Below are 12,291 nucleotides of genomic sequence, written 5' to 3' on the forward strand. Positions count from 1 at the left end.
TGGAACGAAAAACGGGTCTGGCTCGTTCTCGGTGATGGATGAGCTTGTTCGAAGCAAGGCCACTGCCCTTTCAGCACACAGCCATGATACAATACGCATAAAGAGACAGGATCTCGTGAGACCTTTGCATCCACAAGAAAGAGAACAAGCATGCAGGTAATCGAAGAGGAACCCATTCGCTTAACGTGCACTGATGACCGCATACGCGACTTGGCGCATCTGCTTCACTCCCTTTCCGATCTGCAAGCGGCAGGCTCGTTGTTGGGATGGGATCAAATGACTGGCGGTCTGCCAGAAGAGGCAGGCGAGGTTCGTGCTCATCAAGCAGCCACACTCAAAGGGCTCATCCTTGAACAGAGGACTGCTGCTCGCCTGGGTCAACTCCTCGACGAATTGGAAGGGGTTATTGAGCACTCCTCGTTTACCAACACTGATCGCGGCCTGGTCCGGTGGATACGCCACGACTATGAGTGGGCCACCAAGCTGCCTCGCTCCCTGGTTGAGGAAATGGAACGGGCAAGCGTGATCAGCTATCAGGCCTGGGTCCGTGCCCGTGCCACCAATGACTTTGCCATCTTTGCCCCCACACCTGCAGCGCATGATCGCCTTCCAGCGCGAGGTCGCCGATCGCCTGGGCTACCAGCAACATCGCTACGATGCGCTTTTCGATCGCGGGAATCCTGGCATGACCTCCAGGGAGCTTGAACGTCTCTTCGCGCCGATCCGCGAGACCAGCATGTCGCTGCTCCGTCGCATCCAGGATAGCCACCTTCGGGCCGAGACCAGTTTCCTGACAGGGAATTTCGCGCAGGAACAGCAGAGAGCGCTCGCAGAACAGCTTCTCTTGTCCATTGGGTTTGATTTCTCGCGGGGAGGGCTGGCTCTTTCCCCTCATCTCTTTACCTTCATGGGTTTGGGAGCCCCACAAGACGTCCGTCTTACCATCCGGTCTAGCGATTTTTTGCCCACCTCGATGATGGCCGCCTTGCACGAAGGCGGCCATGCCCTCTAGGAACAGGGTGTGACAAGGCATTAGTACGCACGTCTCTTGCCCATGGCACCTCTTCGGGCTTCCACGAGTCTCAGTCGCGTCTGTGGGAAAATGTGATTGGGCGATCCGAGCTGTTCTGGCACCATCACTACCAGTTGGTTCAGCAGGCCCTCCCCCACCCCTTTCAGCAGATCAGTGTGCAGGCGTTTTCGCGAGCGCTCAACCACGTCCAAGCCGGTCTCATCCGTGTTGAGGCCGATGAAGTCACCTATAACCTGCATATCATCATTCGCTTTGAACTGGAACAGGCGCTGCTGGACGGCACGATCGCGGTGGAATCGCTGCCACGTCTCTGGAAGGAGAAGTATCGCTCGTACCTGGGAATTGAGCCTGAAAGCGACGCCAATGGGGCGCTTCAAGATGTGCAGTGGGTGAGTGGCTTTGGCTCCTTCCCTGGCCTTACCCTTGGTAATCTATATAGTGCCCAGATCGCTCACGCGTTACGCCGGCAGTTCGCCGATTGTGATGAGCGGCTGAGCAGGGGGAGACCACGTTCATTCTCACGTGGCTGCGCGAGCATATTCATCGCTTCGGTTCCATCTATCGGGCCAATGAACTGTTACAGCATGTGTCAGGGGTAGATGCCAACCCGCAGTATCTCGTCACCTATCTGACCGAGAAGTTTTCCAGGCTCTACGCACTGCACTGATGACTCTGCCATCACCGGCTTACTTAAAATGGACCAGTTCCACCGAATTTTGTAATTTCCATCTTACCAGTTCTGATGGCTCGAACGGAAGTTGTTTTTTAACGGCGCCTTAGCGTTGTTTTTTCGTTCCATTCATACTCAGAGACCGTGATTTGTCTGTTCCACCAGCATACACAAGATGGCGTGTTCAATTTCAGGCAATTGTCGCGATCGCGTCTGAAGTGTTCTGAACTTCGCTTCATTCAATAGAGGTACCTCCCTCAGTCCTCTGCTGAGATTTATAATACTTGGGGTCTCTCCGTTTTTTTTCCTCTCAATTACTCTAAGGGCAAAGGGGCCAGATAATCAGTTCATTTTTTACTCTAAAGAATGAGGAAGTGTGGTGGGTGTCCATCTCAAGCTTATGCAGGCTGATCAGAGCCTCTCGGTGCTTTTTTTGCCTCTTTCACATACCGATACAGGGTTGCGCGGGAGATTCCAAGCGTTGCACAGATTTCTGAGATAGAGTGACTCTGTTCAGCAAACATCCGGCGAGCTAAAGCGACTTTCCCATTCGTTTTGAGCTTTCGTGGTCGTCCACCGACGCGCCCTCTGGCTCTGGCTGCTGCGAGTCCCGCATTGGTACGCTCCCGAATGAGATCACGCTCAAATTCTGCCAGTGCTCCCATGAGATGAAAGATGAGCTTGCCACCTGAAGTGGTCGTGTCAATCTGCTTGGTAATGCTGACAAACTCAATATCCCACGCCTGGAGGTTCTTGAGCAGTTTCATCAGATGGGGGAGCAAACGCCCTGCTCGATCTCATTTCCACACCTTGAAGGTGTCATCAGGACGCAAATACTTCAAGCTTCGTTTAATCCCTTTCGCTCTACTTTTGATCCGGTCATCTTGTCCATAAACCACTTCTCGCAGCCAGCTTCTTTGAGCTCGTCGACTTGCAATTCCTCGTTTTGTTCCTGCTTTGAGACACGAACATATCCAATTTTCATCATCTCTTCCTTTTGTCTCAGGTTTCCCGTCAATCATGTGAGGTTTTGAGATTCGTCAAGAGTAAGCTCCACGCTCACGGTGAGATGCACCCGCTTTTGTGTTAGCCCCAAACCTTTGAGGCTAACACATGAGTTGCTCGTAAACAACCGGGCTGAGAGAGCCAAGGGAGGAAGGTCGGCGAAGGCGATGAGAGAAGCATTCCACATACTCGAAGATGGCTTGTTTGGCCTGTCCTCGTGTCTGCAAGCAAACGCGTTCCACACATTGGCCCTTGAGCGTCCCGAAAAATGCCTCAGTCACCGCATTCTCGTACCAATTGGCGGTGCGACTCCTGCTTGCGGTGATCTCGACCTCCGCAAGCAGAGCCCGATACCCCTCACTGGGGTACTGCGATCCGCGATCGGAATGAAACAGCAGGTGAGCTGGTGGATGGCGTCCAAGCAGAGCCATCCGCAAGGCGGCCTCGACCAAGGATTGATCCTGGCATGCCGCCATCGCCCATGCGATCACGCGACGCGAGAAGAGATCAAGCACCACCGAAAGGCGCGAGCCATCCTTCCTAGGTCCAGACGGCGGTGATATCCCCAATCCACTTTTCATTGGGGCGACTGGCCGTAAAATCCTGATCTAAGAGATTCGCCGCGACACGTGCTCCAGGCTCCCTTATGGTTGCCATCGTCCGATGGTGCCATCGACTTCTTCGTACAGACCCTGCTCCCTCATCAGACGAGCTATCCGTTTGCGCGAACCCCTGATCCCGTGAGCGTGCAGTTCGGCATGCCAACGAGGACTGCCATAGACTTGCCGATTGGCCTGGTAAGCTGCTTGAATGCGGTCTGCAAGCAGGCCATCTTCCTTCTGATGCTCACTGACGGGACGGTTTCTCCAGGCGTAGTACCCGCTCACCGACACCTCAAGCGTCTCGCAGAGCAGTCTGACTGGAGAGCCCTCTCGATATCTTTCCACGACCTGATACCTCACTCCTGGCAGTGTGAGAAGATACTGACTGTTTTTTTTAGAATATCGCGTTCCTGGCGTGTGCGCTCCAGTTCCCGTTTGAGTCGCCGATTTTCTTCCTCCAAAGCCCCCTTCCCGGAAAAGCTTCACTGCCCTGGGCTGCCAGTTCTTTGCGCCACTGGTAAATCGAGGTGTCGCTCACGCCCAACTCGCGAGCGACCTGGGCGATCGACTTGCCACTGGTCTCTGACAAGCGAACAGCCTCCCGCTTCAACTCCACTGTGTAGGTCTTTTGCCATGATCCCTGCTCTCCTTCTGAAACAGTCTATCCGAAGATTTCCCTGTTCCACTAAAGCGGGGCAGGCTCACTCAATGCACTGGAGTATCAATTCGGCCACGGAAAAAAAGCACGCCTTCTAGTATTTTCCTGAACGCTTCCTGTTGAGCACCCAGGCGAAAGAGGCTCACGACCTCTTATCTCAAGCCTACAAACAGCATCAGGCCACTTCTAGCTTCCAAGCCCTCCAGCGCCGCGTCAGAGAGCGCCTCGCGGCCTTCGACAATCCCACCGCTCCTCAGCCATAACCCTTCTCCTCACACCAGAATCTCTTCTCCTCTTCTTATAGTCGTAAGAAGAGGAGAAGAGAGCAAAAGAAAAACACCGTCCCCTCTTCACGAAGACCTTATTTGTAGGATTGTGGTGCCTCTTTGCACCCTCATCAAGGACAATCCTGCTGAGACCCTCCAAAAAGAGGGGGAGAAGAGCGCTCCAAGGAGGATCTCACCATTCGTGTCATCCGTCCCACTCCTCTCGTCTCTCGACACTCAGGAGAATCGCCTCTCCATATGCCCATGAGGAAAAAACGGAAGGAATACTATCAAAAAGATGTACCAAGAGCAATAGGAGCACTTGACCCTCTCGCTGAAGAGAGGCCAGAGACCTTATTGGTGGGAGAATCATCGGCTAAGGACGATCATTGTGGGAGGAAAGGACCGTACTTGTGGGAATTTGCTGCCTCTTTATGCTGGGTCAAGGACATCAATTTTGAGTCCTACAGAGGAAAAGAACATTCTCCCCTTGCAAGCATACCATACCATATGGTATGCTTTGAGCAAGAGAAACGTATCGAGCAAAGTGAGGAACCGGCCATGGCGCAACTCAGCAGACGCAGATGGCTCGAAGAAGGGCTCTCTCTGCTTGAAGAGGTAGGAGCCGAAGCACTCCCCATCGAGTCCTTGACCAGCCGACTTGGGGTGACCAAAGGGCCCTTTTCCCACCATAGTAATCATTACCAGGATTTTCAAGAACGGTTGCTCTCGTTTTGGCAAGAAGAAGGAACCCTTCGCATTCTCCAATGGGCAGAGCAGGAGGCGAAGCCTCCTGAAAAGCTGGCACGGGTGATACGGGCGAGCTTACACTCTTCCCGGCTCGATGTGGCTCTGCGTGGCTGGGCCTTCCACGATGACCAGGTGCGCGTTCATCACCTGCGCATCGACCAGCAGCGACTGGCGTATCTGGAAGTGGTAGTCTTTGCCATCAGGGCTGATCCCCCGTACGCAAAGCTTCTTGCCAGGCTCCTCTCGAGTAGGTACGTGGGCAGCCAGCACATCATCCCATCCATTGAGGGCGAGGAGCTGGGTGCATTGTACCAGCTCGTCTAACAGTGGTTTGCAAAGGAGAACCAGAATGTTTGTCATGATCTATACCCAGGGTCCAGCGTGGCAGACGGTGAAAACGGTGGCTGAACTTCCCTTTTATCGCGAACATTCCAAGTATATGAGACAGGTTTTTGAGACCGGGCAGCTGCTCATGGGCGGTCCGTTCCTAGACAATCAGGGCGCCATAGCCATTCTCGATGTCGAGGACGAAGCGCAAGCGCGGAAAATCGTTGCACACGATCCCTTTGTGCAGGCGCGGGTGGTTGAACCGCACCTGCATCCCTGGCATGCCTACTTCAATCAGTATCAAGCTCGCACCACTCCATCAGGAAGCTGATGGAAAGAGAGTCAAGTGGCGGAAGAAAAGCATCAAGAAGGATTTTGGCCCGCCTCCTCATCAGGAGGAGAGATGCTCCGGTGAAACCACTGCCGAGATCTCTTGCTTCCAGTTGGGCAACGATCACTGACGAGAGAACAAAGCCGTTTCCCTGTGATGAGTATCTGACCCTAGACGATACAGCCTATTTCCGTGCTGGGCCGGTGCAAGCACCAGCCCTCACCGTCTTTCGCTGGCTCTGTCAAGTGCGCGTGGCGCCCTAGAGCTACAACTGGATCGATAACGGCGGCAGGCGCAGTCCGCGCGAACGCATACCAGGACTGGCTAGCTTCAGGTTGGAAAGAGCATGGGTACCATTTTTCAGCTGGTCGACTTCGACCCGAACCGACACCACACACTGCTCCTCAAGTTGCTACGAGCCAAAACTTTCTTTGGTGAGGGAGCAAGCAGCTCTGTCATCCTTCCACAGGAAGCTGCTTGGTGTCGTCTCGTGGTCAAGCAGCTTGTTCTCTATCCCCGTGGGTATAGAGGGACCGTGATGCGCCAGTGGTTCCCGTGGGGAGATTTGTTCATGATGCGTAAGCAGTTGGTGACGCTTAGGAAATTCACGAAAATAGCTTGACCTCAGAAAAGGAACATGGCCTACTCTTAGGCATGATGCTCACTAGCCGAATAAACAAGTACCAGCAGATGCGAACTATGCTGAACGAGAAACAATGGAGACAGTTTCTGGGGCTAGAAGCCCATAGGTATTAAGCGAAGAAAAGTAGCCAAAGAAGACTCCTTATGAGAGGATGTATCTCTGACAAAAAAACATCGCTCAGCAAAAGGAGAACCAACCCCCATCGCAGGAGCAGCAGCAGCTCTCACCCTCAACCGTATCAGGAGCTTCTTCTGAGCAGGGGAACGGAGCCTCTTCTTTTCCAGTCACGAGCCTGGGCTTAGAGGGATATGCGAAAGCGCTTGAGCGTTTGGATGGGATTACCGGTGTCAACCGGAGGATAGCCGAAATCATCTTAGCCGAGATCGGGATCAATATGGATCAGTTCCCCAGTGATGGTCATCTCGCATCATGGGCTGGCATGTGTCCAGGGAGCAAAGTGAGTGCTGGGAAGCGATTGAGCGGGAAAACTACCAAAGGCAGTCCCTGGTTACGATCAGCTCTCGTTGAAGCGGCTCATGGAGCTGCTCGTAGTAAGGGCAGCTATCTGGGAGAACACTATCGGCGCTTAGCGAGACGTATTGGCAAGAGAAAGGCGATCATTGCGGTCGCCCACAGTATTTTGGTGATTATCTACCACATCCTCAAGGAAGAAAAAACCTATCAAGAGCTTGGGAGCACATACTTTGAAGAGCGGGAACATGATGCTGTCAAGCGGCGTGCCCTTCGCAACTTAGAACGACTCGGCTATGAAGTTGCTCTTCAGGAGAAAGAGCAAGCTGCATAATGTAGCTGCATTTTCTTACAATTGAGGAACATTTTCAGGAGATCCTTGTGAGGATGTTGTTATGAGGTCCACCGCATGCTACCCTCGTTGAGAGGAGGGGATGAAGCTCGGGTGCGTAACGTTAGGGCCGACCGTGTATTTGACATGGGATCTGTAAGCCCGCTTCCTTGTTTGATCGCTAGACCGACACGGGCTTATAGGACACAAAAGGCCGAAGCGAGGACGGCTGTATCAGCACTGCTACCTGTTCAGCGGGATACTGAGTTTCTTGAAATATTCTTACGAGATTGTGATGTTCTTGTTCTCCGGCTAGGGACCAACCCAAGATGTTGGAAAATGTCGAAATCGTGGGAAACGACTCTCCCATCTTGTACTCCGTTGCACCATTGAATGGAACATTCGCCCTTCTATACTTGGAATAGAGCCTGCAAATTTTATACGATGCCGGCCACTGACGCTTCAGGTACTTGAGGACAGGATAGAGGTCTTCCGATGGAGATTGTGTTGGAAGATGTTAACGTAATCCATCCTTCTTGTACTTTCATCGCAGATGCGGCAGTACGTCTTCGGAGAAAGACGGTTCAAACCATGATCAGTTCAAAGCCGAAAGGAGTTTTCCATGAAATTTCGCTTCCTTACTCTTTCACAGCATACCCCAAGGTTGCTTGCTCTCGGCCTCTGTGCCATTTTATTACTTACTGGTTTGGCAGTGTTTGCCGTGACTGGCCCAAATCCTGATGGGATACGCGTCAACGGGATCAAAGTTTCAAATCCTGATGCAGTACGTATAAATGGCATTGAAGCTTCAAATCCTGATGGGATACGCGTCAACGGGATCGAAGCTTCAAATCCTGATGGGATACGCGTCAACGGGATCGAAGTTTTCACTTCTGGGACAGCCTATCCCACCAGCATTGAGGCTTAGCACAATGCATCGCATCAATCGCATGCAATTCCAGACGCGGCAAGAGGCGCGATCGGTCATTTTTGAGTGCTTGGAGGGCTTGTACAATCCTGTCCGGTTCCATTCAACCTTCCAGTCTATGAGTCCAGGAGCTTTTGCTCATTTTCCTTTTCTTCCATGTCTGCCGATCGGACGTGTGGTGCTCTCGCTTGCTCAGAGGCAACTGAATTCGTCTTTTCTGTTGAAAGGATCGATAAATTTCCTAATTCCTTGAAACGCTCAGATAAGACATACGCATTGAGCGAGATGGATCAGGTATCGGGCAACATCATCCTGCTTGTTTCTCTATATCGGGGAGGAGAGGGCTATGACCATACATAGTGAAGTGATTGGAAGTTTACTCAGGCCGGCCTATTTACTTGAAGCGCGCAGACAGGTCGAGACAGGTCAGATCAGCGCTGCCACCTTCAAAGCCCTTGAGGACAGGGCAGTCGATGAGGCGATTGGCTTGCAGGAGGTAGCAGGCATCGAGGTGATTACCGATGGGGAGATGCGACGAGCTAGTTTCTTTGGGCATCTGGTCGACGCGCTCGAAGGTTTCGACCCCTCAGGAGGCCGGCGTCTTCCTATGAAGGATGAGGAAGGCGGACAATTCTTCGCTCCGACACCCGTGGTGGTGGAGAAACTCAAGTGGCGCAGGAGCATGTGCGCTGAAGAGTGGGTCTATCTGCGTGCGCGTCGAAAGGGCCCTCTCAAAGTTACGCTGGTCAGTGCCCAACCGTACTATGATCCTCAGAAATCAAGAGAGGCCTATCCTTCTTACGATGCCTATCTGGCGGATGTAGTGGAGATTGCACGGCGTGAGGTGCAGGAACTGCGTCGACTGGGGTGTTCGTATATTCAACTCGATGCACCTCAGTACGCCTCATTGCTCGATCCAGATATCCGAGCAGCATTGCGCCAACGAGGCATTGATCCTGACAAGAGTCTAGATCTCCAGATTGCATGCGATAATGCGATTATTGACGCGCAGCCAGGCGTCACCTTTGGCCTTCACATCTGTCGTGGCAATAATCAGAGCAAATTTTACGCCAGTGGAGATTATGAGCCGATTGCACGGGTATTTAGGCAAACACGTTTTCAGCGTTTCTTGTTGGAATATGATGATCCACGCTCAGGAGGATTTGAGCCTCTGCAGCATGTACCACAAGACCGTTTCGTAGTCCTGGGTCTGGTCAGCACAAAACGGCCGCAGCTAGAAACAGCTGCCCAGTTACGAGAGCGCATTGAGCAAGCTGCACGTTTTTTCCCTCTGGAGCAGCTGGCACTCAGCCCGCAATGCGGTTTTGCTTCGACGATGGAAGGAAATTCTCTCTCGCCTCAAGATCAGCAGCGCAAGTTGAAGCTGGTAGCTCAAGTGGCCAGACAGGTCTGGGGATAAGAGTGTTATTCATAAGGTTTGGGATATAGCTGCTAATTTTATGGACATGCATTTCAATGTCCACGAAACCAGCGTTAAGCTACGTCCGTTGCAGCTGGTGGGATCTCCCACAAACCCAACTAAACTGAGTATAGCATAGGACGGAACCAGCAAACAAGAGCGTTCGTTTGTCATAGTTTCGATACAAGCAAATAATTGACTATTTTCAGACACCCCAACGCCTTTTCCTGTGTTTAAGGTCGAACATATGGTTGACCTGTATCAACTCGTAGTTTTCACCGCTAGTATAATGATCATCAGCTTAGGAAAACCAAGGCAGCAACAATCGCAGAGGCGTTCACTAGATCGTTTGCAGGCCGATAAAAACGTCATAAATGTTTTTCGAGGGCATGCTCATAATCGTTTTTGACCCTGAGAGTCCTTGGATGCGTTTTCCCTAGATGCTGCTCGTAAATGGCGAGGACGCGTTGATAGAGTGCATCAGCCTGTTTATTTTTGCCCTGCCTCTGATAGAGGAGCGCAAGACTGTGTAGAGCCAGGCCCGTGGCGGGATGGTCTGGTCCTGAAAGTCGTTCGCGGGTAGCTACAGCCTGCTGTAACAGCGGTTCGGCCTTGCTATAACTTCCTTCGCCTCGATAGAGAATCGCCAGATGTCCAAAACACTGGGCAGTACTCTGGTGGCCTGAACCCAGGTGCCGCTCGCGGATGGCTAGTGCTCGTTGGAACAACGTTTCAGCCAGATCGTAGTTTCCCAATGTTTGGTAGAAAATTCCCAACGATATTATGCCCGCTGAGGTGCTCAGATTTTCCGGACCCAGGTGTTTTTCATAAATTGCTAGCGATCTATGTAAATAAATCCCGGCCTGTTCGTATTTGCCCTGGTACCTGTAGAGTTCAGCCAGATTATCGAGCACAGCCGTCAGTTAAAGCTCATCAGTTCCACTCGTCGACTCTGTAAGTGTAAGTAACCGCTCTAGCAAAAGCACAGCCTCATCATAGCGCCCACGCTCCAGGAGATAGCCACCCATTTTTTGTAGCAAGGACCTTGCCTCCGGGCGATTCATACCTGTTTGTTCGATCAGCAGCCGACAGGCCTGAACGTGGGGAGCGCATTGCTCCCAGCTAACCCAGTTTGAGTTTTTTTCGTTCTCAATACATATTGCGTTTACAGCAACTACTGCCCGTTCTGTCCATTAATATTCCGTTGCCTGATTCATACCAGCACGCAATACGACCTGTACCAGGCGATGTGTCGAGAGGGTATGATCTTTTGCATTGCGGCTGAGCAGCGAATACGCAGAAATCGTACGCAAAGCCTTGTTTAATTGCAAAGGGTCAGCCGCCACAGGTCCAAGTGCTTCCCCAGGTAAGGTGCTCCCTTGACGATGATCTCTTCAGGGATAGCATCGGGATGCAAAAATGCACAGAGCCTCAGTAAATCGGCAGCAGCGACATTGGTTTGCTCAACCTTCTCAAAGGAGAGACCAGGTGGTAACAACCGAAGCAGGGTGGTCAAGGATAGTTTCTCCTCACCATTTCAGTAACTCCGCTTGCCTGGTTTCGTAAAGATGTATATAATCCGTCAAACTGCATGGCGTTTCCTCGATGTACGCACCTACCTGATCGAGTGCCAGGGGTAGACCGCCCATCATTGTCATTTATCAGATAAAATTTACTGTTCTCAGAAAACGAGCCATGCTGCCAAGCGCTTTCAGCGCATCAGCTTTCTCACAGAACTTGGCGTAGCGTCGCCTCTCATTCTTTTTCAGCTCTTCCCTTCTCTCCTTCATAAAATCTTGCCACATTTTTGCCACCATATCTGAGAAATACGCCAACACATGGGGAAAAATGGTCGCATTTCTGGCGCATCTCAGGTATACTTGCACGTGAGAAGGAGACATGCGATTCTAGCACAACGCAAGGGAAAACGGTCATGAAAGTGAGAGGTTCTCTTGATTCCGAAACGAGAAGCAGGAGGCCTTGATGAAGCATCATCGCCCCGTCAGAGGGGCATTAGGGGTCTTCTGGCTGTTCTGGGTGGCACTGGTTCTCAGTGGCTGCGCGACTGCCTTGTCGCAGGCGCGTTCGACGCCAACTGCGCCCTCGCCACGATCAGCATCTTCGCCTTGGGCTCCTCCTCCCTGTCAAACCCAGCACCTCCTGCTCGCTTTTGGCACCTTCGACGCCGCTACCAGCAACGAGGCCGCACAGTTTGTCCTGGTGAACCAGTCGAAGCAGAGTTGTCCGCTCTCCGGCTATCCAGCGGTCCAGCTCCTTGATGCTCGACACCAGCCCATCCGAGCACACGTCAGGCAAGTCACGCAGGGGTTTCTGTATCTCCCGCAGGTGCCCCATCAGTTTGTCCTTCAGGCGGGGGGAAAGGCGTATTTCGTGGTCTCCTGGGCCAACTTGGGCTGTGGGAAGCTCCCTCCAGGTGTAGGCCCTCCAGGATCCTTTGCTTCCCCAGTCTCCTTTCTGCGAGTCACCCCGCCTCTCAATCAGGCATCCCTGCTGATCGCCACCCAGTGGGGGGCCCGTTCTGTCCGTTCAGAAACTCTGTGGACATCTCTCCTCTGGAGCCGTACAATATCTTGCAGCAGCCTCGATGATCTCCAAGCTGAAGCCGCGTACTTCCGCGAAGCCAGCCACTGCGTGCGCGCGTTTCATGGAGCAGTGAGGGAACTGCGTGAGCGATCAGCTCTCCTTTTGAGAGGGGAGCCACGAGACGCGAGAGAGCCGATTTTTGCTCACGCAGTTCCCAAATGAACACTTCGGCATCAAAGCAGAGACCAGTTCGTTTGGCTTTTCAGCTTTGCGCCCGCGTTCTGCTTGCATAAAATCGTGCAGCCTCCTCGC

The 12,291-nt window shown here is 52.5% G+C and carries 16 protein-coding genes and 2 pseudogenes; 11 read left to right on the forward strand and 7 right to left on the reverse strand.

Going from position 1 to position 12,291, the window contains the following annotated elements; translation table 11 throughout:
- Window positions 1–150 precede the first annotated feature (150 nt).
- The 3 genes and pseudogenes from EPA93_RS50335 to EPA93_RS50345 form a co-directional block, all read left to right on the forward strand.
- Window positions 151–705, forward strand: a complete 555-nt coding sequence (locus EPA93_RS50335; protein ID WP_129888358.1) for a gluzincin family metallopeptidase — start codon at window positions 151–153, stop codon at window positions 703–705.
- A complete protein-coding gene (locus EPA93_RS50340; RefSeq protein ID WP_129888359.1) occupies window positions 599–1,012 on the forward strand; it encodes a gluzincin family metallopeptidase in 414 nt (137 codons plus the stop codon). Before EPA93_RS50335 ends, EPA93_RS50340 begins: the two co-directional genes overlap by 107 nt.
- A 65-nt stretch (window positions 1,013–1,077) precedes the next feature.
- A pseudogene (locus EPA93_RS50345) lies at window positions 1,078–1,700 on the forward strand (carboxypeptidase M32); the annotation flags it as partial.
- A 401-nt stretch (window positions 1,701–2,101) separates the two neighbouring features.
- Here EPA93_RS50345 and EPA93_RS50350 read toward each other — a convergent pair.
- The 3 genes and pseudogenes from EPA93_RS50350 to EPA93_RS50955 all read right to left on the reverse strand — a co-directional run bounded on the left by EPA93_RS50350 (window position 2,102) and on the right by EPA93_RS50955 (window position 3,926).
- Window positions 2,102–2,485 (reverse strand): recombinase family protein, encoded by a 384-nt coding sequence (locus EPA93_RS50350; RefSeq protein WP_277988896.1) that lies wholly within the window; start codon window positions 2,483–2,485, stop codon window positions 2,102–2,104.
- A 56-nt stretch (window positions 2,486–2,541) separates the two neighbouring features.
- Window positions 2,542–2,691, reverse strand: a complete 150-nt coding sequence (locus tag EPA93_RS50355) for a recombinase family protein (protein WP_277988897.1) — start codon at window positions 2,689–2,691, stop codon at window positions 2,542–2,544.
- Window positions 2,692–2,809: 118 nt separating this feature from the next.
- Window positions 2,810–3,926 (reverse strand): annotated as a pseudogene (locus tag EPA93_RS50955) (IS3 family transposase).
- A gap of 818 nt (window positions 3,927–4,744) precedes the next feature.
- Here EPA93_RS50955 and EPA93_RS15395 point away from each other — a divergent pair.
- The 7 genes from EPA93_RS15395 (at window position 4,745) to EPA93_RS15425 (ending at window position 9,435) form a co-directional block, all read left to right on the forward strand.
- The gene (locus EPA93_RS15395) at window positions 4,745–5,308 is read left to right on the forward strand and encodes a TetR/AcrR family transcriptional regulator (protein ID WP_242527416.1); all 564 of its coding nucleotides are present in this window, start codon (window positions 4,745–4,747) and stop codon (window positions 5,306–5,308) included.
- Between the two features lie 25 nt (window positions 5,309–5,333).
- The gene (locus EPA93_RS15400) at window positions 5,334–5,642 is read left to right on the forward strand and encodes a YciI family protein (protein WP_129888364.1); all 309 of its coding nucleotides are present in this window, start codon (window positions 5,334–5,336) and stop codon (window positions 5,640–5,642) included.
- An 80-nt stretch (window positions 5,643–5,722) separates the two neighbouring features.
- Window positions 5,723–5,905: a hypothetical protein gene (locus tag EPA93_RS15405; RefSeq protein ID WP_129888365.1), complete on the forward strand. Its 183-nt coding sequence runs from the start codon at window positions 5,723–5,725 to the stop codon at window positions 5,903–5,905.
- An 83-nt stretch (window positions 5,906–5,988) separates the two neighbouring features.
- Entirely contained in the window at window positions 5,989–6,264 is a 276-nt protein-coding gene (locus EPA93_RS15410) for a hypothetical protein (protein ID WP_129888366.1), read from the forward strand.
- A gap of 349 nt (window positions 6,265–6,613) precedes the next feature.
- On the forward strand, window positions 6,614–7,090 hold the full coding sequence (locus EPA93_RS15415) for a transposase (RefSeq protein WP_165423140.1): 477 nt from the start codon (window positions 6,614–6,616) through the stop codon (window positions 7,088–7,090).
- Window positions 7,091–7,709: 619 nt separating this feature from the next.
- Window positions 7,710–8,015, forward strand: a complete 306-nt coding sequence (locus EPA93_RS15420; RefSeq protein ID WP_129888368.1) for a hypothetical protein — start codon at window positions 7,710–7,712, stop codon at window positions 8,013–8,015.
- A 346-nt stretch (window positions 8,016–8,361) separates the two neighbouring features.
- Window positions 8,362–9,435, forward strand: coding sequence for a cobalamin-independent methionine synthase II family protein (locus EPA93_RS15425; protein ID WP_129888369.1), 1,074 nt, complete (start codon window positions 8,362–8,364; stop codon window positions 9,433–9,435).
- A gap of 368 nt (window positions 9,436–9,803) precedes the next feature.
- Here the strand turns inward: EPA93_RS15425 and EPA93_RS15430 are convergent, their stop codons facing one another.
- The 4 genes from EPA93_RS15430 to EPA93_RS15435 form a co-directional block, all read right to left on the reverse strand.
- Window positions 9,804–10,349, reverse strand: coding sequence for a tetratricopeptide repeat protein (locus EPA93_RS15430; protein ID WP_165423141.1), 546 nt, complete (start codon window positions 10,347–10,349; stop codon window positions 9,804–9,806).
- 9 nt (window positions 10,350–10,358) lie between these two features.
- Window positions 10,359–10,499, reverse strand: a complete 141-nt coding sequence (locus EPA93_RS49100; RefSeq protein WP_207229560.1) for a hypothetical protein — start codon at window positions 10,497–10,499, stop codon at window positions 10,359–10,361.
- Between the two features lie 129 nt (window positions 10,500–10,628).
- Window positions 10,629–10,781: a DUF7779 domain-containing protein gene (locus tag EPA93_RS51330; RefSeq protein WP_479723987.1), complete on the reverse strand. Its 153-nt coding sequence runs from the start codon at window positions 10,779–10,781 to the stop codon at window positions 10,629–10,631.
- The gene (locus tag EPA93_RS15435) at window positions 10,757–10,951 is read right to left on the reverse strand and encodes a hypothetical protein (RefSeq protein ID WP_129888371.1); all 195 of its coding nucleotides are present in this window, start codon (window positions 10,949–10,951) and stop codon (window positions 10,757–10,759) included. Before EPA93_RS15435 ends, EPA93_RS51330 begins: the two co-directional genes overlap by 25 nt.
- A 467-nt stretch (window positions 10,952–11,418) precedes the next feature.
- Between EPA93_RS15435 and EPA93_RS15440 the strand changes: the two genes are divergently transcribed.
- A complete protein-coding gene (locus EPA93_RS15440) occupies window positions 11,419–12,201 on the forward strand; it encodes a DUF4232 domain-containing protein (RefSeq protein WP_129888372.1) in 783 nt (260 codons plus the stop codon).
- Window positions 12,202–12,291 lie beyond the last annotated feature (90 nt).

It is taken from the genome of Ktedonosporobacter rubrisoli (genome assembly GCF_004208415.1).
Taxonomy (GTDB): domain Bacteria; phylum Chloroflexota; class Ktedonobacteria; order Ktedonobacterales; family Ktedonobacteraceae; genus Ktedonosporobacter; species Ktedonosporobacter rubrisoli.